This is a genomic window from Halorubrum sp. PV6, from assembly GCF_003990725.2.
GTDB lineage: Archaea > Halobacteriota > Halobacteria > Halobacteriales > Haloferacaceae > Halorubrum.
Genome location: NZ_CP030064.1, coordinates 2,115,846 through 2,138,268 on the forward strand (window position 1 = coordinate 2,115,846; position 22,423 = coordinate 2,138,268).

The 22,423-nt window shown below is 70.0% G+C and carries 24 protein-coding genes; 8 read left to right on the plus strand and 16 right to left on the minus strand.

What is annotated here, in order from left to right; translation table 11 throughout:
- Positions 1–15 precede the first annotated feature (15 nt).
- Genes DOS48_RS29410 through DOS48_RS24525 form a run of 3 tightly spaced genes read left to right on the plus strand, consistent with a single transcriptional unit; the run spans position 16 to position 2,415 of the window.
- Complete coding sequence (locus DOS48_RS29410) at positions 16–495, plus strand: hypothetical protein (protein ID WP_244629336.1); 480 nt, start codon at positions 16–18, stop codon at positions 493–495.
- Between the two features lie 11 nt (positions 496–506).
- A complete protein-coding gene (locus DOS48_RS24520; RefSeq protein WP_127118221.1) occupies positions 507–1,145 on the plus strand; it encodes a DUF998 domain-containing protein in 639 nt (212 codons plus the stop codon).
- Positions 1,146–1,170: 25 nt separating this feature from the next.
- Positions 1,171–2,415, plus strand: coding sequence for an MBL fold metallo-hydrolase (locus DOS48_RS24525; RefSeq protein WP_127118222.1), 1,245 nt, complete (start codon positions 1,171–1,173; stop codon positions 2,413–2,415).
- A gap of 21 nt (positions 2,416–2,436) precedes the next feature.
- On the opposite strand, the gene DOS48_RS24530 is transcribed toward DOS48_RS24525, so the two are convergent.
- Both DOS48_RS24530 and DOS48_RS24535 read right to left on the minus strand, forming a co-directional pair.
- Positions 2,437–3,345: a hypothetical protein gene (locus tag DOS48_RS24530; RefSeq protein ID WP_127118223.1), complete on the minus strand. Its 909-nt coding sequence runs from the start codon at positions 3,343–3,345 to the stop codon at positions 2,437–2,439.
- Entirely contained in the window at positions 3,342–3,929 is a 588-nt protein-coding gene (locus tag DOS48_RS24535; RefSeq protein WP_127118224.1) for a transcriptional regulator, read from the minus strand. Before DOS48_RS24535 ends, DOS48_RS24530 begins: the two co-directional genes overlap by 4 nt.
- Before the next feature lie 447 nt (positions 3,930–4,376).
- Between DOS48_RS24535 and DOS48_RS24540 the strand changes: the two genes are divergently transcribed.
- Positions 4,377–5,216, plus strand: a complete 840-nt coding sequence (locus DOS48_RS24540) for a hypothetical protein (RefSeq protein ID WP_127118225.1) — start codon at positions 4,377–4,379, stop codon at positions 5,214–5,216.
- A gap of 222 nt (positions 5,217–5,438) precedes the next feature.
- Here the strand turns inward: DOS48_RS24540 and DOS48_RS24545 are convergent, their stop codons facing one another.
- Positions 5,439–5,696: a hypothetical protein gene (locus tag DOS48_RS24545; protein ID WP_127118226.1), complete on the minus strand. Its 258-nt coding sequence runs from the start codon at positions 5,694–5,696 to the stop codon at positions 5,439–5,441.
- A gap of 121 nt (positions 5,697–5,817) precedes the next feature.
- Between DOS48_RS24545 and DOS48_RS24550 the strand changes: the two genes are divergently transcribed.
- A complete protein-coding gene (locus DOS48_RS24550; protein ID WP_127118227.1) occupies positions 5,818–6,615 on the plus strand; it encodes an inositol monophosphatase in 798 nt (265 codons plus the stop codon).
- Between the two features lie 61 nt (positions 6,616–6,676).
- Here the strand turns inward: DOS48_RS24550 and DOS48_RS24555 are convergent, their stop codons facing one another.
- The 6 genes from DOS48_RS24555 to DOS48_RS24580 all read right to left on the minus strand — a co-directional run bounded on the left by DOS48_RS24555 (position 6,677) and on the right by DOS48_RS24580 (position 12,385).
- A complete protein-coding gene (locus DOS48_RS24555) occupies positions 6,677–7,705 on the minus strand; it encodes a sulfite exporter TauE/SafE family protein (protein WP_127118228.1) in 1,029 nt (342 codons plus the stop codon).
- Positions 7,706–7,864 (minus strand): hypothetical protein, encoded by a 159-nt coding sequence (locus DOS48_RS24560; protein WP_168654263.1) that lies wholly within the window; start codon positions 7,862–7,864, stop codon positions 7,706–7,708. It abuts the gene before it with no gap.
- 446 nt (positions 7,865–8,310) lie between these two features.
- Positions 8,311–8,928, minus strand: a complete 618-nt coding sequence (locus DOS48_RS24565) for a metal-dependent hydrolase (protein ID WP_127118229.1) — start codon at positions 8,926–8,928, stop codon at positions 8,311–8,313.
- Between the two features lie 119 nt (positions 8,929–9,047).
- A complete protein-coding gene (locus DOS48_RS24570) occupies positions 9,048–9,833 on the minus strand; it encodes an ABC transporter permease subunit (protein ID WP_127118230.1) in 786 nt (261 codons plus the stop codon).
- A complete protein-coding gene (locus tag DOS48_RS24575; protein ID WP_127118231.1) occupies positions 9,826–10,806 on the minus strand; it encodes an ABC transporter ATP-binding protein in 981 nt (326 codons plus the stop codon). Before DOS48_RS24575 ends, DOS48_RS24570 begins: the two co-directional genes overlap by 8 nt.
- A complete protein-coding gene (locus DOS48_RS24580; protein ID WP_127118232.1) occupies positions 10,796–12,385 on the minus strand; it encodes a COG1361 S-layer family protein in 1,590 nt (529 codons plus the stop codon). The genes DOS48_RS24575 and DOS48_RS24580 overlap by 11 nt, the downstream gene beginning before the upstream one ends.
- A 188-nt stretch (positions 12,386–12,573) precedes the next feature.
- Here DOS48_RS24580 and DOS48_RS24585 point away from each other — a divergent pair, with 188 nt between their 5' ends.
- Entirely contained in the window at positions 12,574–13,680 is a 1,107-nt protein-coding gene (locus DOS48_RS24585) for an alanine--glyoxylate aminotransferase family protein (RefSeq protein ID WP_127118233.1), read from the plus strand.
- Position 13,681: 1 nt separating this feature from the next.
- Here DOS48_RS24585 and DOS48_RS24590 read toward each other — a convergent pair whose 3' ends face one another.
- The 7 genes from DOS48_RS24590 to tbsP all read right to left on the minus strand — a co-directional run bounded on the left by DOS48_RS24590 (position 13,682) and on the right by tbsP (position 20,388).
- Complete coding sequence (locus tag DOS48_RS24590; RefSeq protein WP_127118234.1) at positions 13,682–14,323, minus strand: hypothetical protein; 642 nt, start codon at positions 14,321–14,323, stop codon at positions 13,682–13,684.
- Positions 14,320–15,294, minus strand: a complete 975-nt coding sequence (locus DOS48_RS24595; RefSeq protein ID WP_127118235.1) for a hypothetical protein — start codon at positions 15,292–15,294, stop codon at positions 14,320–14,322. The genes DOS48_RS24590 and DOS48_RS24595 overlap by 4 nt, the downstream gene beginning before the upstream one ends.
- Positions 15,295–15,384: 90 nt before the next feature.
- Positions 15,385–16,221: an HTR-like protein gene (locus DOS48_RS24600; protein ID WP_127118236.1), complete on the minus strand. Its 837-nt coding sequence runs from the start codon at positions 16,219–16,221 to the stop codon at positions 15,385–15,387.
- 60 nt (positions 16,222–16,281) lie between these two features.
- A complete protein-coding gene (locus DOS48_RS24605) occupies positions 16,282–17,283 on the minus strand; it encodes a beta-ribofuranosylaminobenzene 5'-phosphate synthase family protein (RefSeq protein ID WP_127118237.1) in 1,002 nt (333 codons plus the stop codon).
- 118 nt (positions 17,284–17,401) lie between these two features.
- Positions 17,402–17,740, minus strand: a complete 339-nt coding sequence (locus DOS48_RS24610) for a cupin domain-containing protein (RefSeq protein WP_127118238.1) — start codon at positions 17,738–17,740, stop codon at positions 17,402–17,404.
- A gap of 62 nt (positions 17,741–17,802) precedes the next feature.
- Entirely contained in the window at positions 17,803–19,494 is a 1,692-nt protein-coding gene (locus DOS48_RS24615) for a YcaO-like family protein (protein WP_127118239.1), read from the minus strand.
- Positions 19,495–19,572: 78 nt separating this feature from the next.
- On the minus strand, positions 19,573–20,388 hold the full coding sequence (tbsP, locus tag DOS48_RS24620; protein WP_127118240.1) for a transcriptional regulator TbsP: 816 nt from the start codon (positions 20,386–20,388) through the stop codon (positions 19,573–19,575).
- A 258-nt stretch (positions 20,389–20,646) separates the two neighbouring features.
- On the opposite strand from tbsP, the gene glyA reads away from it, so the two are divergent.
- Together glyA and DOS48_RS24630 are read left to right on the plus strand one after the other, a co-directional pair.
- Positions 20,647–21,894 (plus strand): serine hydroxymethyltransferase, encoded by a 1,248-nt coding sequence (gene glyA / locus DOS48_RS24625; RefSeq protein WP_127118241.1) that lies wholly within the window; start codon positions 20,647–20,649, stop codon positions 21,892–21,894.
- A 79-nt stretch (positions 21,895–21,973) separates the two neighbouring features.
- A complete protein-coding gene (locus DOS48_RS24630) occupies positions 21,974–22,384 on the plus strand; it encodes a DUF3054 domain-containing protein (RefSeq protein ID WP_127118242.1) in 411 nt (136 codons plus the stop codon).
- The last annotated feature ends 39 nt before the right edge of the window (positions 22,385–22,423 follow it).

Here is a 22,423-nt window from a genome sequence, read left to right on the forward strand (position 1 = left end):
GCGCTCGCCGGCGCCATGGGCGGGTCGACCGAGGAGGTCACGGACGCCCTCGACGCCTCGACCGACGGCGGGGCGCGAGCCGCGGACGGAGAGAGCAAAAGCGACGCCTCGGCCCCGCAGCGCGATGCGGGCGACGCCGACGGGCCGACGCCGGTCCCGCCGGAGCCCGCCCCGCCCGGAGCGCCCGGCGTGGAGGGCGAGGACGACGCGGGGACGGGCGAACCGTCCGGCGGCGCAGGGACGGGTGACGAAGCGACGAGTGACGAAGCGACGAGTGACGAAGCAACGAGCGACGCAGGGGAGAGTGACGCGGAGACGGGCGTCGCCGACTCGACCGCCACCGACCGCGCGACCGTCAGGGTGACGCGCGACATCGGCTCCATCTTCGGCGTCGACGAGCGAGAGTACGACCTCGCCAGCGAGGACGTCGTGACCCTCCCCGCCGAGAACGCGGCGCCGCTGGTCGAGCGCGACGCCGCGGAACGCCTCGACTGACCGCCCGCGGGATGGCCGCGCCACCGACCGAACGCGCCGAGCGTGACGCCTCCGACCTCGTCCGCGCGCTCGGCGCCGCGGCCACGCTGTTCGCGCTCGGCGGCGTCGCGGCCGCGATCCTTCTCGATCCGACGTTCTCGTGGACGGCCGACGCGCTCTCGGACCTGGGCGTCCGCCCGCGGAGCGCCCCCGCGTTCAACTGGGGGCTCATGCTGGGCGGCGCCGCGGGCGTCGGGTACGCGGTCGGCGTCTGGGCGACCTCGGCGCGGCGCGGGGTCGGCGTTGCCGGCCGAGCCGCGCTCCTCGCGCTCGCGATGGTCGCGATGGCGGGGGTCGGGCGCTTCGATCTCACCGAGCCGCTGCACGCGCCGGCCGCGATCGGGTTCTACGCGCTCCTCACCGCCACCTTCGCGGTCGACGGGGCGCTCCGACGGGGAACGACGACCGGCGCGCTCGCGCTCGCCTTCGTGCCGGTTCACGTCGCGGTCTGGGCGACGTTCCTCGCGGGGTGGTGGCCGGTGACGGGCCTGGCGCTGCCGGAACTGCCCGGCGCGATCGCGCTCGCCGCGTGGGTGTGGTTCGTCGGGCCGCTGCCGGTCGCCGGGCGCGGCTCGGCGCGGCTCGACGGCGACCGGACCGACGAACACTAACGCGACGGGCGGCTACGGGCCGGCAATGGAGGTCGAGTTTCTGGGCGGCGCCCGCGAGGTCGGTCGGAGCGCGGTGCTCGTCGACGACGCGCTGCTCATCGACTACGGCCTGTTGACCGCGGACCCGCCGCAGTACCCGGTCCGCGACCCCGAACCCGACGCGGTGGTGGTCTCGCACGGCCACCTCGACCACGTCGGCGCGGTGCCGGCGCTCGTAAAAGGCGACCGCCGGCCCGCGATCCACTGGACGCCGCCGACCGCGGACCTGACGCGGACGCTGGCGCGGGACACGCTGAAACTCCACGGGACGAGCCCGCGCTGTCCCTTCTCGGAGGAGCACGTCGCGCGGCTCGGCGAGGTCGAACGGCGGCACGGCTACGAGGAGCCGTTCGTCGTCTCGGCCGGGGGGACCGACTACGAGGTGACGCTTTTCAACGCCGGCCACATTCCGGGCTCCGCACACGTCCTCGTCGACGACGGCGAGACGACGCTGCTGTACACCGGCGACTTCCACACCGACGACCAACGGCTCGTGTCGGGGACGACGGCCCGGCCCGACGCCGACGCCGTGATCTGCGAGGCGACGTACGCGGACGTGACACACGAGGACCGGCAGGCGGTCGAACAGCGATGGGCCGAGCGCGTGCAAACGACGATGTGGGAGGGCGGGACCGTCGTCGCGCCCGCGTTCGCCATCGGGCGGACCCAAGAGCTCATGCTCGTCGCCGCCGCCAACGACCTGACCCCCTACGTCGACGGGATGGGTATCGAGGTGACGCGACTGGTTCGCCAGTACCCCGACTTTCTGCGCGACGCCGAGGCGTTCCGCCAGGCGAAGGGTGCCGCACGCTTCGTCACGGGCCGCGATGGCCAGCGCGAGCGGATCGCCGCCGACAACGAGCTGATCATCACCACGTCGGGGATGCTCGCCGGTGGCCCCGTCCACTCGTACCTCCCGAAGATCCGCGGGAGCCCGACCAACGCGGTGACGCTCACCGGGTACCAGGTCGAGGGGACGCCGGGCCGAGAGCTCCAAGACCACGGGCGACTGGCGATAAACGGACAGGTCCGGCCCGTCAGCGCCCGCGTGGAGTCGTTCGACTTCTCCGCACACGCCGACCGCGGGGGGTTGGAGTCGTTCCTCGCGTCGTACCGCGACGCGCGGGTCCTCATCAACCACGGCGACCGCTGCGAGGCGTTCGCGGCGGACTTGCGCGAGGACGGGGTCGACGCGAGCGCGCCCGCTCTCGGGGAGCGAATCGAGATATAAAAAGGCGAACCGAGGGAGGAGTCAGTCGTCGGCCTCGCTTTCGGCGGTGACCTCGTCGCCTTCGACCGAGACGTTCAGCAGGAACTGCTCGTCGACGGCCCCGTAATACTCGACGCCGTTGTTCGAGGAAGGGTTCTCGTAGACGCCGGCGTCCCAACCGGGGTGGACGTACGTGACGCTCTGGGAGAGAAACTCGACGGCGACGATCTTCTGATCCTGAGCGAGTTCGTCTGCGGACGGGTGCTGAACGACCTGCGGCTTGAGTTTCTTCGACGTGTCGAACGAGGCCGCTCCCTCGAACGACACCGCCGTGAGGGTTTCGACGCTCTCGGTCGGCGGGTTCTCGGCGAGCCACACGGTCGCGACAACGTCGCCGTCGGAGCCGCTCACGGAGACGTTCCCGTTCGCGGCGTCGTCGAACGTGACGCCGGTCACTTCCGGGGCCTCCGGCACGCACGTCACCGTGTGGACTCGGTCGAGCGAGACGCTGACGCCGCCGCCGTTTCCGTCGGCCTCGAACAGGAGCGGGACCGGCTCTCGCTTGGGACAGTGCAGCGTGACGTTGACGCCGGCCGCGGTCCCCTCGCCGATGGAAGAGGGCGTCTCGACCGAATCGATCGCGGCTCGCGTCGAACCGTCGTCCGCGATCGAGACGGAGACGTTGAGCTCATCCAAGTCGGACCCGAACTGGTTCCGGTACTCGACGACGACCGTGGGCTCTCCGTGGCGGACATCGTCGGTCAGCGGCTCGTAGCCGAGAAACGCGCGCTCGTCGTCGGTCACGTTGACCGCGACCCCGCGGTCGGCCTCCAACGCGGTGAACCCGGCGGTGCCGAATATCAACCCGACCGCGGCCGTGAACGCGAGCACGAGGCTCAGCGTCCGAAGGGTTCGCATCCGGGCCGGCGGCGACCGGGTTGCGGCGCTCATCTGCGCTTGCGGAGTTCGGGCGGCTTTTCCGTGTTGCCGAGGCGCGTTCGGCGGCCGATCGTGTGGTGTGCGACCGACGAGATGCCGAAGGCGGTGGCGGTGAACACGCCCACGTCGAGCGCTTCGAGGCCGGCGAAGCCCGGCGTCTCGACGGCGACGGCGCACAGGAGCGCGGCGGCGAGTCCCGCGAGGCCGACGTAGTAGAGGCTCCACGGAATCTCTCGGCTCCCGAGGACTTCGACGTAGATATCGAGTTCCTCCAGCTCTGCCGTCGGCTCGACGAGGTTCTCCTCCTCGTGAACAGTTATCACGTTCTTCTCTTCCAGTTTCGGTAGGTGCGTTCGTTGGAGCGTGCTATACACGTTCCGTCGGTCCTCGTACCCGACCTCGTCCGGGTCGACGTCGAGTTCCCACCCGGTGACGCGAGTCGAGAGATCCGAGACATCGAGCGGCTCTTCTGCACGCTTGAGCGCGTGGATGACGAAGCGTCGCCGTCTGTTCGATAGCACCTCGAAGATCTCATCCTCGGATAGTTTACTCCCCTTTCGGCTCGGTCCATCGGTCATGGCAGTTGTAGAGATCATTAGTGTGGCCACCTCGGGATTGTGACGCCGACCCCCTCCCAAGAACCGGCGATTGTCGCTTGAAACGTGTGCGAGGTACCGTGATAAATAGGTAGGATAGTTAACCTGTTAGTATAATTTTTCTGGTGAATTAGGCCTCGATCGTCGGTCAGACATCGGGTGGCTGAAATCCAGTAAGGACACCCAACCGGTTTTTCAGGGAGTCGTTGATTAGTTGGAACCCGGTTTAATGCGATTTCTGGGCTTCATCTACGTCTTTTAGATTATACGGGTCCGGACGACGAGTCGCACCTTCGATGCATTGAGCTGGGGACGTCACGCATCAAGAGCGACTCGTGAACATGTCGAGAAATTCATAACGAAGTATCATCCCCCGTATGGACTATCCGAGCGCTCCCGGCCCGGTGGGCGGGTTGCGGGGGTGCGTGAACACAGGTGACATACGACATGGAACGACGCAAATTCGTGATTGGACTGGGTGCATTGGCTTCGGGAGCAGCGGCCGCAACAGGGACGGGGGCGTTCTCCTCAATGACCGCCGAACGGGACGCGACTCTCTCTGTCGTCGACGACTCCAGCGCCTTAGTCGCGCTTGAGGTCGGTGGGGGGCGTGGTGTCGGTGAGATAGTCGGCATGAACAACGGCGACCTAGAAATCGACTTCACCTCGGGCCAGGGAGGTCAAGGGGTGAACGACAACTCGAAGTACCAACTCGGCGCGATGAACGATGACGCGCTGGGTGACGGTCTCGAAAGTACGGACTTCGAGAGCATCTACGACGACGATACGGTTGGCTACCGGGCGGCCGGTGACGGACGGCCCTACGTCGCCGGGGACGACATCGATCAATCTGCCTTCGTCGTCAAAAACCAGACCGACAGCACGATCGACTTGGAGATTGGTTACGTCCTCGACGAAGATAGCGCTACCCAAGATGAGGCCGGAGCAACGCTGTACCTCCAAGGTGCGGCGTCCGATATCAACGATTCGTCGTCCGACGATTCGCCGAGTAAGGTCGACTCGGCAACGGCCACCAGCGCGATCGATCTCGCAGATCCGACCGTCAAGCAGACACAGCCCCTCGAAGCACTCAGTTTCAACGACGGGAACCCCGGCGACTCCGGAAGTGGGTCACCCGGACAGGGCGAGTCGATTCCCTCAGGGGAGGCCGTGTACGTGTCACTCCAGATCGATACGACGGACAGTCCGGACACGACCGGCGAACAGGTCCTGGACGGGAGCCTTGTGATCAACGCGAACGCGGCAGCAGAGCAGGGCGTCGAGTAGATCGGTAGTTGCGATATCGTTCGCAGAGAGATTTTTTTCACGCGGTGTGTGACCGTTAGCCGACCGATAACGGTCTGTATCGGCCGGCTCGCGATCGACTCACCCTCTCACACGAGGCCCGCAGCAGGGCGAACCGGACGACGGACAGCGCCGCGGCTCACGGGACAGCCGGATCGAGGAGAGAGATTCGAGCGGGGGTGCAGGCCGGGCTCGACGGGGCGCTTACGCCCCGCCGTCGGTGTACGCCCAGTCGTCGAGTACGCGGTCGGCGGTCGCGTTCGCCTCGGCAGGAGACGGTCGGTCGCCCGCGGCGACCGTGTCGGCCAGCGCGCCGGCGAGCGCATAGACGGCGCCCCCGTCCGCGCGGTCGGCGACGCGTTCGAAGGTCGGGCGGTAGGTGGCGGCCGTTCGCTGTCCGGTCTCGTCAAGCGAGGCATCGATTGCGTACTCCAGCTGGCGGACCGCTTCCTCGGGTTCCATACACCCACGTCACCCCCGAATGTACTTAAATGTACTCGGATTCGGAACTGAGTTAATAGTTCGGGCGGGCCGGCGATCGCCGGATCGACGTGTATACGCGTCCGGCGGTCGGATCGGGTCCATGACCGACACAGACGAGCGCGCCGCCGTCGCCGAGCGCGCGGCGCGCGCCGGCGCGCGGGTCGCACACGAGCGGTTCCGCAGCGACATCGAAGTCGAGACCAAAGGCAACGCCGACGTGGTGACGGAGGCGGACCGCGCGGCACAGCGGACGGTGATCGACGCGATCCGGGAGACGTTCCCGGAGGACGCGATCGTCGGCGAGGAAGAGGAAGAGCGCAAGACCGTCCCCGAGACGGGCGCCGCGTGGGTGATCGACCCGATCGACGGCACCGACAACTACGTCCGGGACATACCGGTGTGGGCGACCGCGGTGGCGGCGGTCGTCGACGGCGAACCGGTCGCCGCGGCCATCGTCGCCCCCGCGCTCGACGACGTGTACACCGCGGACGCGGAAGGCGCGTACCGCAACGGCGAGCAGCTCTCCGTCAGCGACGTGTCGGACCCGAAGCGGGCCGCGGTGGCCCCGACGCTATGGTGGGACTTCGACTCCCGCGACCAGTACGCCGCCGCCTGCGAGGCCGTCGTCCGGCGGTTCGGCGACCTGCGCCGACTGGGGGCCGCACAGATCGTCTTACCGACCGTCGCCGCGGGCGGCCTGGAAGGAGTGATCTCGAACCTCGCCGCGAACCCCTGGGACTCGGTCGCGGGCGTGTTCATGGTCCGGCAGGCGGGCGGCAGGGCGACGGACCTGGACGGGAACCGCTGGCGACACGACTCGACGGGGCTCGTCGTCTCGAACGGCGCGCTCCACGAGACGGTGCTCGCGGCGACGCGGGCGATCGACGACCGCGACTGACCCGAACTGTGGCTGACCCGAACCGCGACTGACCCGAGGACCGGCCCCCGGAGCCGCCTGCTCACACCGACGACGGTCCGCGCTCGCGGCGCACCGCGAGGGCGCCGTGATAGAGGATGATCGAGCAGACGAACAGCGCGGAGCCGACGAGCAGGACGAAACTCACCTGATCGAGGACCGGCATCGAGAGCCACCGCGCCCCCTCGCCGAGCGCGACCGCGGCGCTCGCGACGAGCAGCATGACCCCGAAGTAGATGGTCACGTCGTCCTCGTTCACGTAGGCGGTCGCCCCGGAGCCGATCCGGGCGCCGAGCGCGCTCCCGACTAACAGCGCGGTGACGATGCCTAAGTCGATCACGCCGGCGCGCCCGTAGGTGAACGCCCCGACGCCGCCGGAGAGGAGCCCGGTGAAGAGGCTCGTCCCGACCGCCGCCGCGAGCGAGGTGCCGATGACGTAGTAGATGGCGGGCATCCGGACGAACCCCCCGCCGACGCCGAGGAAGCCCGAGATGACGCCCACGGCGGCGCTGACGCCGGAGATCGTCCACAGCGACGCCTGCTGTCCGTCGGCGAGCGTCATCATCGGCGGGATGTCGTACGACTGGATCCGCCGGGCGATGGCGGGAACGTCGTCGTCGCTCGACTCGTCGGTTTCGTCGCCCTCGTCGGTCTCGTCCTCGTCGCCGTCGTCGTTCAGCGCGCTCCGGGTGAAGAGGAGCCCGATGGCCGCGAGGACGAGGACGTACGCCACCCCGACGACCGCGTCGGCGATGCCGAGCGCCTCTAAGCCGAACACGAGCCGGCTCCCGCCCTCGATGCCGAGGGCGATGCCGACGAACATCAGCCCGCCGAGCCGGTAGTCCACCTGCCCCGAGTCGTGGTGTTTCAGCGTCGCGATCACGGCGGTCCCGAAGACGAACGTCATCGAGCTCCCGATGGCGACGGGCGCCGGGTAGCCGAGGATGAGCAGCGCGGGGGTGACGAGGAACGACCCGCCCATCCCGAAGAAGCCGAAGAACACGCCGACCATGAAGCCGAAGACGACGAAGAGCGCGAACAGGCCGGGGCTCAATCCGAGTAGTCCGAGCATCTATCGGCGGGCGATCCGTTTGAATACGACTGGACCGAGTCGGTCCTCTACGATGCCGTATCCGGCGTGGAGCAGGCCGGCTTCGAGGACGACCACGGCGAGGACGACGAGCGCCGCCAGCGTGGGCGACGCGCCGGGCAGCAGCTCTGTCCCGGTCATCGGTTCCCCTCCGCGGGCTGGGAACGCGCGCGCGGCGGCTCCCGCAGTCCGGATTCACTCATACACAGACACCTAGCAGTCGATAGGATATAATGATTTTGGGACAAGCGCACAATACTATATCCGTATGACGAACGCGCCACCATGGATAACTTACAAAGAACGTATCGCTGGTTACGCTCCGAATTCGGCGCCGCCGAGAAATCGCAAGATGTCGCAGCGGTAGCGTGTTAACAACTCGCACTCACGAGTGAATCAGACCGAGTGTGGCCGTCGTTCGCCTCTCGGCGGGCGTATGGTGTTGTCCGTAACAGACTGTTCTCTTCCGGATGGACGCCGACGAGTCCGGGCGGCGCGACGCGACCGGTCGTCTCGTTCGCCTCCCGGAGCGGCTCTCGCGGCCCGCGGTGCGGACGTTCACTTATAAATGGCGGGCCGAGACGCCGCTACCGGTCCGGTTCGTCGTCGAAGTACCGGTCCGGGAGGAACGGCGACACCGCGTCCGGCGCGTACGGGACGAGCCGGCCCGCGAGGTCGGCGAGGGAGCGCCGAAGGGCCGTGTACCCGGCGGCGACGGCGACCGTTCCCAGAACGACCTGCTGAAGCCGGCCGTCGAGCAGGAACAGGAGCGGGAGCGCCAGCCCGACCGACAGCGCGAGGTCCTCGACGGCGCCGTCGTAGCGCACGAACTGCCGCGGGGCGATCCACGCCCCTCGGTAGTGGTTGTACACCGCGCGGTCGGAGTTCCCCTCCCACGGGCGCAGTTCCAGGCCGCCGCCGTACATGTCGGCGACGCTGTGGACGGCGGCGCCGAGGATAAAGAGCGCCGCGGCGACGGTCACCGCGCTCGGCGCGAGCAGGGCCGCGAGGACCGCAGGCACGGCCGCGACGCCGTAGTACACCGGGAAGTGGAGCGTCTTCCTGTGGCCGACGTACATGTCCAGATCCGGGAACAGCCCCCCGACGAACCCGGCGACGAAACCGATCGGCGCCAGCTCTGGGGCCACACGCACCAGCGGTGCGGCGAGCAACATCCCACCGAGGACGTGGGTCGGGAGCATCATTGTGGCCTAACTAAAGCAACAGATGCTTATGAATACTCCGGCCATCGTGTTACCATAAACCACGGCTGTTATCATGGTACCGTGAGGCACGGCCAGTATCGTGGTACCGTGAGCCACGGTCACACGTCTCTGCGCACGAACAGGGCCTGCGAGAGGAGCATGAGGCCGACGAACGCGACGAGCAGGATCGCCGAGTCGATCGGCTCGAAGGAGCCGTCCATCAGTATCGGCGTCGGCTCGTAGTACTGCGTCGGGCTCACGTACTGCATCCAGTCGTACCCCTCGGCGCCGCCGACGGACGACTCGATCAGATACAAGACGAAGACGGTGCCGACGGCGGCGCGCTCGGCGATCGCCGCGCGGTCGACAGCGACGGAGAAAACGAGGCCGATCCCCGCACAGACGAGGAGGAACGGTATCGAGAGGAGGTGCGCCAGAAGCAGGTGGTCGAGGGCGATCGTCTCCCCGGCGGCGACGACGAACAGGTAGATCAGCGGCCCGCCCAGGGCGTTGACGACGACGACGGGGACGAGCAGCGCGGCGAACTTCTCGAAGAGCAGCCGCGACCGCGTGACCGGGAGCGACAGGAGCAGGTCCAGCCGCTCCGTCTCGATGTCGCTCGCGATGGTGCCGCCGGCGACGTACGCGAAGTAGAGCCCCAGTCCGAGCAGCCAGACGAAGTTGAACACCTGCGCGCCGAGGAACCCCTCGATGGTCGACAGGCTCTCGATGCCGAACGCCTCCAGCATCGCCGGCGGCAGGTCGTCGAAGATGTCCTCGTAGTCGACGCCCTCCAAGATGGTGAAATACCAGACGATGAAGCCGGCGTACGCCCCGATACCGCCCGTGAGGATCGCCGCGCCGCGGAGCCGGCGTCTCCCCTCGTACCGAAGCGTCTCAAGCACTGTCCGCCTCGCGCTCGTCGACCGCCGACGAGCCGTTCTCTCGTCGATCTGAGGCCTCGCGGTCTCCTTGGGCCGGCGACTCCTCGCTCCCGTAGTAGTGTGCGAACACGTCCTCTATCGGCGGTTCGCCGATCTCGACGTCGCGAACGTCGTGCGCCGCGAGCGCGTCGAGGAGCGCGTCGAGGTCCCCCGCGTAGACGAACTGGACGCCGCCGCCGAACCGCTCCGGGCCGACGACCCCGCCGAGCGCGGTTATCTCGGCGACCGCCGCGTCGCTCGCGTGGACGCGGACGTGTTTGCCGCTGCGGTGAAGCAGCGCGTCGACGGTTTCGAGTTCGACGAGGGAGCCGGCCCGCAGGATGCCGACGCGGTCGCAGACGCGCTGGACCTCGCTCAGGACGTGCGAGGAGAAGAAGACGGTCGTGCCGCGGTCGCGCTCGGTGCGCACGAACTCGTTGAACGCCTCTTGTTTGAGCGGGTCGAGCCCGGCGGTCGGCTCGTCCATGATCACGAGGTCGGGGTCGTGCATGAACGCCTGTACCAGCCCGAGCATGCGCCGGTTCCCGGTCGAGTACTCGCGTATCGGTCGCGCTATCGGCGGCGTGAACAGCTCCAACAGCTCCTCGCGGCGACCGTCGCCTTTCATCGCGCCGTGGTAGTCGAGCACCGCCTCTCCGGTCGCCGCCTCGCTGAAGCCGAGGTGCGCCGGGAGGTACCCGATCCGGCGTTTGGCCGCCGTCAGCGCGGTCTCGTCGCGGATGTCGGCGCCGAGCACCCGCGCCGTCCCCGCGGTGGGTTTCAACAGCCCCAACAGCAACCGTATCGTCGTCGACTTCCCGGCGCCGTTGGGGCCGAGAAAGCCGAACACCTCCCCCTCGTCCACCGCGAAGGACACGTCGTCGTTCGCGAGCACGCTCCCGAAGTCCTTCGTCAGCCCGTCGGCGACGATGGGCGAGCCGGGCTCATCTGACATAGAACCACCACGCGCCGGCGGCGACGAGGACCAGGAGCACGACCAACACGCCCATCTCGATGGGGACGTCGCCCCCGGACGACTCGGTGACGGCGACGGCGACCGTCGCGGGAGCGCCGTCGACGCGACCGCCGTCGGAGTCGGTGTACGCGGTCTCGACGCTCGCCGGGTACCGGGTCGGCGGGGCGTCGCCGTCGACCGTGAGGTCGAACGCGACCCGTCCGGTCTCGCCGGGCGCCAGCGACGGGATCACGGTCGTGCGGAACTCGCTTTCGAGCGGCGCGTCGACGACGAGACGCAGTTCGACGTTTTCAATCGTCACGTCCCGACGGTTCGTCACGTCGAGTCGCAGCACGCCCGATTCGCCCGCCGCGAACCGCGGGTCGCCCGCGGACACCGTCAACGCGTCCCGGCGCTCGGCGACCGGGACCCGCACCGACTCGGTGACCGTTCGCTGAGAGTCGGCGGCGCTCCGGTAGCGGGCGGTAAAGCGCAGCTGCTGAGGGACCGAGTCGGCGCTCGCCGGAATCTCGCCGCGGAACCGGAACGAGGCGCGCTCGCCCGCGTCGAGGTCGCCGACGGCGTACCGCGGGCTGCGCGGGACGAACGCCCCGTCGCCGACCGCGACGACGACGCCCCGCACGTCGGTCGGCCCCTCGTTTCTGATCGTCCCGCTGACGCTCCCGTTCTCGCCGACGCGGAGCGTCGAGTCGTCGACGGCGACCGAGAACGACTGCTCCGGGAGGGGGCGGACCCCGACCGGAATCCCCTCGTGGGCGTCGCGGATCCCCTCGCCGTCGGTGTACCGAACGGCGCCGGTGAGGTCGAAGGCGTCGCCCGCGGCGCGCTCGCCGAGGCTCGCCGGGACCCTGATCGTCGCGTTCGCGCCGGGGGCGAGCCGGTCGATCCGCGCGGTGTTTCGGGCCGTCTCGCCGAGCGTGAGGTCGGGGCCGTTCGCGACGAGTTCGACCGACAGGTCGCGAGCGACCTCGCCGCCGACGTTGGTCACGTTCACGGCGAGCGTGCCGGAGTCGCCCACCTGCAGGTCCGTGTCGACCGTTCGCATCGCGAACCGCGGCCCGTCGTCGACGGTCACCGAGACCGACTCGGTGCGGGTTCGCGTTCGGTCCTGGACAATCGTGCTTCGCGGGACCGACACGGAGGTGTACGAGTAGTCGAGCCGCACGTCGAGCGAGTACGTCCCCGGCGCCGCGTCGGCCGGGACCCGCACCGCGACCGGCACGTCGCGGACCGCGCCCTCGCCGATCGACCCGACGGCGAACCGGCCCGTCTCGACGACGAGCGGCGAGTCGTCGTTTCGGACCTCGACGACGACGCTCCGGGCGGCCGTGACGACGGCTCTGCGGGTGTCGACCCCCGCGTCAACCTCGCCGTCGTTCGCGATCTGTACCGTGAGATCCGTCGCCGTCCCCGGCGACACGGTACCGTCGGGGAGGTACACGTCCAGCTCCGGTTCGCCGCGCACGAAGGGCGGCTGCTCCTGGGCGACGGCGAGGCCGGCGAACACGCCGCCGAGGAGCGCGGCCATGGCGAGGAGCGCCACGAGTCGGCGGGACATTCACGCCTCCGGTCCCGCGCTCGGTGTGCACCCGCCGACGGAAAGGGCCGTCCGGGAGGGGAGACGGCGATTTCGTGTCATATATCAGATCCAACTCGGCGGGATATAAACGTACTCGTGGGGGTGAGACGCGCGGCGCCGCCGGGCCGGGACGGCGCCCTTATGCCGGTAGAACCCCGTGACGGCGTATGCTCATGACGCCGGGACCGACGGCGGTCCCAGCCGCCGTCCGCGACGCGATGAGCCGTGAACTGATAAACCCCGACGTGGACCCCGAGTTCCACCGGATATACGACCGGCTGACGGACCGGCTCGCGACGGTGTACGGCGTCGACCAGCCCGCAGACGGGGGAGACGGCCAGGACGACGGCGACGCAGTGACGCGCGACGTGGTCGTCCCCGGCGGCGAGGGGATACTGGGGCTCGAAGCCGCGGTCGCCTCGCTGGTCGAACCGGGGACCGAGGTGCTCTGCCTCTCGAACGGGCTCTACGGCGACGGCTTCGCCGACTTCGTCGAGTCGTACGGCGGCGAGGCGACGGTGGTCGGCGCCGACTACGACGCCCCGCTCCCGCTCGTCGACCTCGACGCGGTCCTCGGGGACGACGACCACGAGTTCGACCTCGCGACGATGGTCCACTGTGAGACGCCCACGGGGACGCTCAACGACCTCGGCCCAGCGCTCGATCTTTTAAAAGCGGCCGACGGAGAGATCCTCACCGTCGTCGACGCCGTCTCGTCGCTCGGCGGCGTCGAGGTGCCAACCGACCGGATCGACGTGTGTCTCGGCGCCTCACAGAAGTGTTTCAGCGCCCCGCCGGGGCTCGCCACCGCCGCGATCAGCGACCGCGCGTGGGCGGCGATGGCGGAGCGAGAGCCGCACTCGCTGTACACGAACTTCCTCCCGTGGCGCGACACGGCGGACGGGTTCCCCTACACACACCTCACCACCGAGGTCGTCGCGCTCGACGCCGCGCTCGGCCTGTGGTTGGAGGAGGGCCTCGGCGCCGTCAGGGAGCGCCACCGGGCCGCCGCGGCGCAGTGTCGCGAGCGCGGCGCGGACCTGGGGCTCGCGCCGTACCCGGACCCCGAGCGCAGTTCGCCGACGGTGACGGCCTTCGAGGTGCCCGGCCGAGCCGAGACGCTCCAAGCGGCTCTCCGCGAGGAACACGACGTTCTCGTCGCGACCGGGCTGGGAGCGTCGGCCGACGATATCTTGCGTATCGGTCACATGGGACACGCCGCGCGCGTCGAGCGCGTCGACGAGGCCATGGACGCGCTCGCCGACGTCTTATAACTCACTCCGCGTCCGCCGCGTCGAAGGTGGGGTCGTCGTCGACCATCGGGCAGTTCCGAACGCGGAACTCGTCGAACCCGATGGCTTCGAGGATGGTGGTTCCCTCGTGGGTGCAGGTCGCCGCCGGCGGTGCCGAGAAGTGCGGGCACTGCTGGCAGTACGCCTGTTTCGAGATTACGCGGCCGACGTCGGCGCCCCCGAACGGCCCCGCAGAATCGAAGCCCGCGGCGCCGGGGCCCGGCGGCCCGTCGTCTTCGTCAAGCGACTTCCAGACGTCCTCGTCGGACAGTTCGCCCACGTCCATCCGTTCGAACGCCTCGTCGAGGTCCGCGTCGCCGGTCGACGGGCCGAGTTCGTCGAACGGGTCGTCGCGCTCGCCCGCTTCGCCGCCCTCCGCCTTCGCCTCGCCGAAGAGCGGTTCCTCGGACTCGCTCGCCCCTGTGTCCGACCCGCTGTCCGTGAACGCCTCGTCGTCGAACGCGTCGTCGCCGGGGGCGTCGGCGTCGGCGTCGGCCGCGTCCGCATCCAACTGAGCGAAGGGGTCGTCGACCGGCTCCTCGTCTGCCCCCAGTTCGTCCAGCGGGTCGGAGAACCCCTCGTCGTCGTCTCCCGGAGCCGCCTCGTCGTCCGCGTCGTCGGTCACGACTCCCGCCCTCCGTCGGTCCCGCGGGTGCTCACGTCGCCTCCGTGCGTCCCGGCGTCGGACGCGCTTCCGCTCACCGTGCCGTCGAGCGCGGGCTGGTCGGCGGCGACCAGCCGCGACGTGCCGAGAAAGCCGGTGTTCGGCTCCAACTCGGCGAACCCGCGACCGCAGTGGGGACACTCCGGCGCGGTCAACAGCCCGAGGTCGACGGCGTCGCCGCAGTTGGTACACTTGGCCTTCCGGACCCCTGCGCGGTTCGCGGCGGCGGTCAGCGCGTCGAGGCGCTCGCGGTCGCCGCGGTCGCGCTCGGCCGCATCCAGCCGCCGGCGGACCCTGACGACCGCGCTCGCGACGCGAGAGAGCTTCTCGTCGACGTCGTCGAGGTCGTCGACGCGGTCTTCGAGCGCCTCGATCCGGGCGGGTAACTCGTCGAGGTCCTCGATGGTCGACTCGGCGCCGGCCAGTCGGTCGTCGATGGCGTCGAGTCGCTCGGTAGTGGCATCGAGCCGCTCGTCAGTAGAATCGAGCCGCTCGTCGACCGTCTCGCCGGCGGTCGCCTCGGCCTCCACCTCGTCGAGGCGGGCGGCGACGGCGTCGAGTTCGGCCGCGACCGCGTCCAGCCGCTCGGTCGTCTCCTCGTGGCTGTGGTCCGCGGAGGCGGTCGATTCGAGGTCTCGGTACAGCTCCACGAAGCGCTCGCGGAGGTCCGCGACCTTCTCGTCGACCGACTCGTCGAGGGCGTCGAGTCGCGACTCCACGTCGGCGACCCGCTCTTCGTCGGGGACGTCGATCCCCTCCGACTCCGCGAGCGCGACGAGAGCGCGTTTCACCAGTTCCTCGCGGCTGGCGCCGACCTCTTCGGCGGCGGCCGTGGCCGCGGCGTCAGCGAGGTCGGCGGGCGCGTCGGCCTCCTCGTCGCTGGCGACGGTGTCGGGACCGTCGGCGGCGTCGGTCGGATCGGAATCGCTCATCGCTGGTCCCCCGTCATCTACGACCCGTTCGACGTGGAGGGTTAAGTAATCTGTCGCGTCATTTTCTCGAACGATACTCGGGAGCCGCCCTCACCGGATCTTGCGCACGTCGCTGATGTCGAAGCCGCCGTCGTGGATCTCGGTCTCGAACCGGACGATGTTCTCCGACTCCAGCCGCGAGAGCACGCCGCGGAACTCGCGGACGAACATCGTCCGGGCGCGCTGTGAGCCGCCGCTCTCCCACGTGAACTGCAGGGTGCCGCCCGCGGCGTCCATGAGCGCCCCGAACTCCCGGTCGGTGATCGAGTCGGTGTTGACCAACACGAGGATGAGCCCGCCCCACTCGTAGGCCGCCTTCTTGAGCCCCTTCATCACCATCGCCACGTCGCTCCAGTCGGTGTCGTCGTCGACCATCGAGACGAGGTCGGTCACGGAGTCGATACAGACGAGGCTGTCGTCGCCGTGTGCGGACAGGTAGTCGCCGAACGCCGTGAGGACGTCCTCGTACTCGCCGCGGTCGCCCAGCTCCGTGATCGACGCCGTCTCCGCCTCGTACCAGTCGCGGGGGATCGGGCTGAGCTGGAAGTACTCGGGCGAGAGGTCGCGGAAGTTGATCTCGTCGATGGCGGCGTCGACGATGTCGTCGGCCATCGTGTACCCCATCTCGCGGGTGAGCGCCCCGGTGTCCGCGGTAAACGAAATGTAGTGGACCTCCTCGGGCAGCGTCGCGTCGGCGGCGATGTCGCCGTAGTAGAGGTCGAACAGCTCCTCGTCGGCGTGCCCGAGGGCGTTTATCGCCGCGCTGGTGTACAGGAACTCGCGGGCGCCGGCGCCGGACTCGCCGGCGAGCAACACGACGTTCCCCGGCGGCGCCCCGCCCTCTAACAGCGAGTCGAGCCGGGCGACGCCGAACGGAAGACTCGGCATACTCCCTATGGGAACGCCGCTCCGCTTAGTGTTGTTGCTCGTTCGGGGGCGGCCCGGCGGTCAGTCCCCGGGCGTCACCCGCGCGCCGTCGTCGGCCGCCTCGACGACCGACACCGACCCGGAGACGCCCGCCTCGGCGAGAGCGCGCTCGCCGGCGGCCGCGGCCGCACGGGCGTTTTCGGCGTCGGTGACGCCGTAGACGGTCGGCCCCCACGAGGACTGTCCGGCGCCGAAGACGGCCGGCGACCCCGACAGCGACGCCACCACGTCGCCGACCGGCGGCCGGTAGACGCCGCCCTGCTCGTCGGCGTACCAGGCGCCGTTGAGCCGACCGATCTCCGCGACCGCGACGCCGAAGCGCTCCGCGTTCCCGGCCGCGACCGCCGGGAGCGCGCGCCGGGTGACGATGCCGCCGATGCGGTCGGAGAGCGCCGGGTCCGCGCGCTCGACCGCGGTCCGCATCGCTCCGTCCTCGGCGTCGCCGTCGCGGCCGGGGTCGGCGTCCGGTCGGACAAGTAGGAATCGCCACGAGTCGGGCACGGCGTGGCGGGCCGCCACCGGCGGCACGGTCCACTCGCCGTCTGCGGGGCGGTCGGTGGTAAAGCGCGCGGTGGGGTGGCCGGCGTCGAGGACGAACCCGCCCGCCTCGAAGGTCGCGACGCCGACGCCGGAGCGCCCGCCCCGACCGAGCGCCGGCGCGCGCTCTCGGACGCGAGGCCGGCGCTCGTGGGCGGCCGCCACCGCCGCGAGCGTCGCCGCGGCCAGTCGGGTCCCGCTCCCGAGGCCGGCGTGGCGCGGGAGCGACTCCCGGAGCCGGAGTCGCGCGCCGTCGACGCCGAGCAGGTCGGCGGCCGTGGTCGCGTACTCGCGGAGGTCGGCGCGCACGGACGGGTCGGCGCCTGCCGGGACCGAGTCGACCGACACGGCCTCGGCCGGCTCCGCGTCGACGACGACCCGCGGCTCGGCGACCCCGACGCCGAGCGCGCCGTACAGGCGCTCGTGCGAGAGGCTGAGGTTACAGAAGCCGAAGTGGAGCCGCGCCCCGACGCTCACGCGTGCCATACTTGTCATTCGGTTCGGGTCGGTCTTATAAAGGGTGCGTGGCAGTGGCGGGCGTTGCCCCGGAATTCGGATCGCGGCCCGGCGCGCGGGCGGTTCGAGCGCGACGGTTTATAAGGGACTACTCCCCCCAGTCGGGGTTCGGCCGCGGCGGCGAGAAGATGTCGTAGCCGACGACGACCTCGTCGCCGTCGTTCCGGGCCGCGTGCGGTTCGTCGCCCGGAATCACGTACGTGTCGCCCGCCTCGACGACCCGGTCCTCGCCGTCGACGACGAAGGTGAGGGCGCCCTCGGTGATCACGCCCACCTGCTCGTGCGGGTGGTCGTGTTCGGGCACCGTGGCGCCGGGGTCGATGACGAACCGCTGGATGCTGGTCTCGTCGCCGGCGGCGCCCTGCGTGAGGCGTACGCCGTCGACCGCTTCCACCGCCGCGTCGTCTGCGTCCGGGTGGACCTCCATACCGTCGTGAGCGGGCGGGAACGGTTTAAATCGGCGGGATGGGGCAATCGCGACGCGACGGCTCAGGGGAACGGGTGGTACGTCGCGTCGAGGTCGGGTTCGAACCCCATCGACCGGGGCACCTCCCTCGCCCGGTCGCCGAAGAACGGGTCGCCGGTGAAAAGCGGCTGGGCGCCGGGGACGAGGACGCGAACCGCCTCGAAGCCGAGCGCGGCGAGGTCGCGAGTCGTCGTCCGCGCGACGTACGGTTCCAGCCCGGCCGCCTCGACGCGGTCGACGACCGCGGCCAGCTCGTCGGCGCCCGTCAGTTCCGGCTCGCCGAGCGACGCCGCCGGCGTCGTCGCCTCCGGGTCGAAGAACGCCCGCGTCTCCGCCGGGAAATCGGCGTGCCGGCCGATCGCCGCGCCCTGCTCTTCGGCCGCGTCGGGGCCCATCGAGCGCAGTTCGGTCCAGTTCTGTAGCGCCTCCGCGAGCGCGCTCCGGGCCGCGGCCGCGGGGTCGAGGTCGGCGCCCGACCCCGCCGCGAACCGGGGCCAGTCGCCGTCACGGTGGACGCCGACCGCGACGACCGGCACGTCGATGTCGGTGGTGACGAGCAGCGGCGTCACCGAGAGCGACTCGGCGCGGGCGCGCTTCCGCAGCTCCGCGAACCCCTCGTCGTCGACGTCGATTCCCAGCGGATCGGCCGTCGAGTACCAGCTCGTCATCGTCGCGTCCCGCTCGATGACCTCGTAGAGCCCCGACAGCGCGGCGTGCGGCCCGGAGTTGCCGAGCCCGAGCCCGGTGGTGATCGAGGGGCGATACCGGCGCTCCGGCGGCGGGAACTGGACGAACTCCGCCGGGAGGCTCGCGACCTCGCCCGTCCCGAGGCGTTCGCCGGTCACCCACGCCAGCCGGTCCTCGCGGGCGTACGGCGACGCGCTCTCGGGGCGGACGAACGCGTCCGGCGGCACCGGGTTCGGCACGTTCGCGGCCGGCGCGTGCGTGAACGCGGCCTCGCGGTAGGTCCCGGCGGCGTACCGCTCTAACCCCTCGCCGAGCGCCTTCATGAACGCGGCGTCCCAGCCGGCGTCGACGCCGCCGCCGAACTCGGTCGCGCGCCCGTCGGAGAACGGCGTCGTGTCGGCGAGCCGCGCGACGTAGTACGGCACGGGAAACGACGCCTGCTCGCCGACCTCGGTGAGGGGGCCGACTCGGGAGTCGACCGCGCGCTCGGCCCGGTCGACGGCCTCGGCGAGCGAGCGGGTCGCGTCGTCGTGGGGGAGCGCGTCCCCCGGATCGGAACCGCAGTCGCAGCCGGGGACCGGGAGGAGGGTCCGCTCGGGGCCGGGCACCTCGACGACCGTGTCGGCCACCGGGTCGCCGGCGAGCAGCCGGATGAGTCGTCTCCCCGCCTTCGCGCCGGCGTAGCGCACGGCAGACCGCCGGCCGGTCGGGGCGTCGGCGGCCTCGGGGTCGCTGCTCGCGACGCGTCGCCGGAGGCAGTCGTAACAGGCGTCGTCGAAGACGGACACCGCGGCGTCGACCGACGCCAGCGGGACCCCGCCGAGCCCGCCGACCTCTATCGCCACCCAGCGGTCGACGAGGGCGTCGGCGGTCGCGAACGGCTCCGAGCCGGCGGTGTCGGCCACGACCGCGAGGTCGAACCCGTCGAGGAGCCCCGCCTCGACGGGCATCACGTTCACGTCGACGTCGCCGAGCGCGGCCGAGACGGCCTCGACCGCGGGGCCGTCACCGACAAGTCCGATATCCATGTGTCCGTCGACGCGAAGCAGCGAAAAAAAGCCGCGGGTGAGGCGGCGAACTGGAGGCCGGTCGGCGCGGAGGCGGGTTCAGGCGAGCAGGTCGGCGGCCTCGACGGCGAGGGCGCTGGCGTCGAGGTCGTGGAGGCGCTCGTCGCCGAGTTTCAGCCGGAGGCGAGGGCGGCCGACGTCGATCGGGACCTTCTCGGTGTCGATGACGCCGAGGTCTTCGAGCCGAGTCTTCGTGCGAGAGAACGTCGCTTTCGAGGCGATGCCGACGTCTTCGCCCCACTTCGAGATGTCGTACAGGAGGACGTCGTTTTTCGCGGCGACGAGCAGCGAAACCGTCACTTCGTCGAGGTCCCCGCCGTCGCCGCGGGCGGCGTCCATCGCGGCGAGCATGGCGTCGAAGTCCTCGCGGGTCGCCGCGCCGATTTCGGCGTCCATCGTCTCCCGGACGCGGCTGATCGCGGGCGTCCGGAGCGCGTACGGCTCGGCGTCGGCGAACGCCTCGCTGTGGGTCTCGAACACCGCGTCGACGAACTCGCCGTCGTCCGAGGCGAGCGCGGCGACGTGGTCCGTGGTGCTCACTAACACGACGACGCGCGAGGGCGAAACAAACAGCGCGTTGTCGACCGCCTCGCCGAGGACGCGGAGGTCGAGCGCTCCCTGGTCGACGAGGTCCGCCGCCTTCGACGCGACGAGGAAGTCTTCCATCACGTCTTTGAGCGCCTGTTCGTCGACGAGCATCGACATCTCGGGGAGGTCGTCGCGGTCGCTGGCCGCCTCGACGAGCGACACGATCGTCTCCGCCGCGGGGTCGACGACGAACAGGGCCTCGTCGTCGCCCGCAAAGGCGGCATCGAGGATGTTTTCTACGTCTGCCTCCAGTAAATTCGACACCATATATCTCTCCGAATAAAGGCCAGTTGCGTATTTAATATTAACGGGATTCAGAGAGCGAACAATGTGTTTCTAGCCCTCGAAACACCGAAATATGGCCGATTCGGTGTTTGATCGATCTGCGGTCTGAGCGAGCGGCGATCGGGCGGCCGTGACGGCGCCGCAACGACGGGCGCGTTGACGCCGCAACAGCGACCGTGACGGCGCCGCAACGACGGACGTGACGGAAGGATTAATGCGCGATCGAACCGGTGTTTCACCATGGACCACGAGCACGTCCGGGCAGTTGACCCCGCGGTCGCCGACGCGCTGGACGGCGAGCGCGACAGACAGGAGCAGACCCTCGCGATGATCGCGAGCGAGAACCACGTGAGCGAGGCGGTACTGGAGGCCCAGGGGAGCGTCCTCACCAACAAGTACGCCGAGGGGTATCCGGGCGGGCGATACTACGCCGGCTGCGAGTACGCCGACGTCGTCGAGGAACTCGCCATCGAACGCGCAAAGGAGCTGTGGGGCGCAGACCACGTCAACGTCCAGCCGCACTCCGGGACGCAGGCGAACCAGGCGGTCTACTACGCGACGCTCGACCCCGGCGACAAGATCCTCTCGCTCGAGTTGAGCCACGGCGGTCACCTCTCTCACGGGCACCCGGCCAACTTCACCGGGCAGATGTACGACGTGGAGCAGTACGAGGTCGACACCGAGACGGGGTACATCGACTACGAGGGGCTCCACGAGGCCGCCGAGGCGTTCGACCCCGACATCATCGTCTCCGGCTACTCCGCGTACCCGCGAGCGGTCGACTGGGAGGAGATCCAGGCGGCGGCCGACGCCGTCGACGCCTACCACCTCGCCGACATCGCGCACATCACCGGGCTCGTCGCGGCGGGCGTCCACCCCTCGCCGGTCGGCGTCGCCGACTTCGTCACCGGCTCCACCCACAAGACGATCCGCGCCGGCCGCGGCGGGATCGTGCTGTGTGACGAGGAGTTCGCCGACGACATCGACAAGGCGGTGTTCCCCGGCGGGCAGGGCGGCCCGCTCATGCACAACATCGCGGGCAAGGCGGTCGGGTTCAAGGAGGCGCTCGACCCCTCCTTCGAGGAGTACGCGCAGACCGTCGTCGACAACGCGCAGGTCCTCGCCGAGACGCTGCAGGACCACGGCCTCTCGCTCGTCTCCGGCGGCACCGACAACCACCTCGTTCTGGCCGACCTGCGGGAGTCGCACCCGGACCTGCCGGGCGGCGACGCCGCCGACGCGCTCGCGGCCGCGAACATCGTCCTCAACGGGAACACGGTCCCCGGCGAGACGCGCTCGCCGTTCAACCCCTCGGGGATCCGCGCCGGCACCGCGGGGCTCACGACCCGCGGCTTCGACGCGGAGGCGATCCGGGAGGTCGGCGACCTCATCTACCGCGTCGTCGACAACGTCGAGAGCGACGACGTGATCTACGAGGTCGGCGAGCGCGTCGTCGAGCTCTGCGAGGCGCACCCGCTGTACGAGTGACCCCGGAGCCGCTCCCGGCGTAGCCGGTCGTCGAATCGAATCCGTGCGTACAAAGTAGGGGGGACCCCGACGGGTCGATATGGCCGACTCGTCGTTCCTCGCAACACGCCTCGACCGCGGCGCCGCGCCCCTCGCGGTCGGCGACCTGCTCGCACTGATCGTCCTGCTGACCGTCGGCGCGCTCAACCACAGCACCGCCGAGTTTCTGTCGTCAAATCCGCTGTACCTGCTGGAGGTGTTCGCGCCGTTCCTGATCGCGTGGGCGCTGGTCGCGCCGCTCGTCGGCGCGTACTCGGCCGGCGCCGTCGAGACCGCGAAGTCGTCGGTCCCCCTGGTGATTCGGTCGTGGATACCCGCCGCGGCCGTCGGGCTGGCGCTCCGCGCGTTCGTCTTCCGGGGCGGCGCCGCCCCCGCGTTCGCCGTCGTCATGCTCGTGCTCGGCTCCGTCGCGCTCGGCGGCTGGCGCGCGCTCTACTTCCGCCTCCGGTAGACGCACCGCCCGATTCGACGACCCGCAGCCGCTCACCCT

Excerpts from the sequence above, each read along its gene's own strand:
- DOS48_RS24535 (WP_127118224.1), bottom strand. The coding sequence starts at position 3,929 with ATGATCTCTACAACTGCCATGACCGATGGACCGAGCCGAAAGGGGAGT.
- DOS48_RS24605 (WP_127118237.1), bottom strand. The coding sequence starts at position 17,283 with ATGGCACGCGTGAGCGTCGGGGCGCGGCTCCACTTCGGCTTCTGTAAC.
- DOS48_RS24565 (WP_127118229.1), bottom strand. The coding sequence starts at position 8,928 with ATGATGCTCCCGACCCACGTCCTCGGTGGGATGTTGCTCGCCGCACCG.
- DOS48_RS24545 (WP_127118226.1), bottom strand. The coding sequence starts at position 5,696 with ATGGAACCCGAGGAAGCGGTCCGCCAGCTGGAGTACGCAATCGATGCC.
- DOS48_RS24615 (WP_127118239.1), bottom strand. The coding sequence starts at position 19,494 with ATGGATATCGGACTTGTCGGTGACGGCCCCGCGGTCGAGGCCGTCTCG.
- DOS48_RS24630 (WP_127118242.1), top strand. The coding sequence starts at position 21,974 with ATGGCCGACTCGTCGTTCCTCGCAACACGCCTCGACCGCGGCGCCGCG.
- DOS48_RS24580 (WP_127118232.1), bottom strand. The coding sequence starts at position 12,385 with ATGTCCCGCCGACTCGTGGCGCTCCTCGCCATGGCCGCGCTCCTCGGC.
- DOS48_RS24575 (WP_127118231.1), bottom strand. The coding sequence starts at position 10,806 with ATGTCAGATGAGCCCGGCTCGCCCATCGTCGCCGACGGGCTGACGAAG.
- DOS48_RS24555 (WP_127118228.1), bottom strand. The coding sequence starts at position 7,705 with ATGCTCGGACTACTCGGATTGAGCCCCGGCCTGTTCGCGCTCTTCGTC.
- DOS48_RS24540 (WP_127118225.1), top strand. The coding sequence starts at position 4,377 with ATGGAACGACGCAAATTCGTGATTGGACTGGGTGCATTGGCTTCGGGA.
- DOS48_RS24585 (WP_127118233.1), top strand. The coding sequence starts at position 12,574 with ATGCTCATGACGCCGGGACCGACGGCGGTCCCAGCCGCCGTCCGCGAC.
- DOS48_RS24600 (WP_127118236.1), bottom strand. The coding sequence starts at position 16,221 with ATGCCGAGTCTTCCGTTCGGCGTCGCCCGGCTCGACTCGCTGTTAGAG.
- DOS48_RS24525 (WP_127118222.1), top strand. The coding sequence starts at position 1,171 with ATGGAGGTCGAGTTTCTGGGCGGCGCCCGCGAGGTCGGTCGGAGCGCG.
- DOS48_RS24520 (WP_127118221.1), top strand. The coding sequence starts at position 507 with ATGGCCGCGCCACCGACCGAACGCGCCGAGCGTGACGCCTCCGACCTC.
- tbsP (WP_127118240.1), bottom strand. The coding sequence starts at position 20,388 with ATGGTGTCGAATTTACTGGAGGCAGACGTAGAAAACATCCTCGATGCC.
- DOS48_RS24595 (WP_127118235.1), bottom strand. The coding sequence starts at position 15,294 with ATGAGCGATTCCGATCCGACCGACGCCGCCGACGGTCCCGACACCGTC.
- glyA (WP_127118241.1), top strand. The coding sequence starts at position 20,647 with ATGGACCACGAGCACGTCCGGGCAGTTGACCCCGCGGTCGCCGACGCG.
- DOS48_RS24550 (WP_127118227.1), top strand. The coding sequence starts at position 5,818 with ATGACCGACACAGACGAGCGCGCCGCCGTCGCCGAGCGCGCGGCGCGC.
- DOS48_RS24610 (WP_127118238.1), bottom strand. The coding sequence starts at position 17,740 with ATGGAGGTCCACCCGGACGCAGACGACGCGGCGGTGGAAGCGGTCGAC.
- DOS48_RS24560 (WP_168654263.1), bottom strand. The coding sequence starts at position 7,864 with ATGACCGGGACAGAGCTGCTGCCCGGCGCGTCGCCCACGCTGGCGGCG.
- DOS48_RS24530 (WP_127118223.1), bottom strand. The coding sequence starts at position 3,345 with ATGAGCGCCGCAACCCGGTCGCCGCCGGCCCGGATGCGAACCCTTCGG.
- DOS48_RS29410 (WP_244629336.1), top strand. The coding sequence starts at position 16 with ATGGGCGGGTCGACCGAGGAGGTCACGGACGCCCTCGACGCCTCGACC.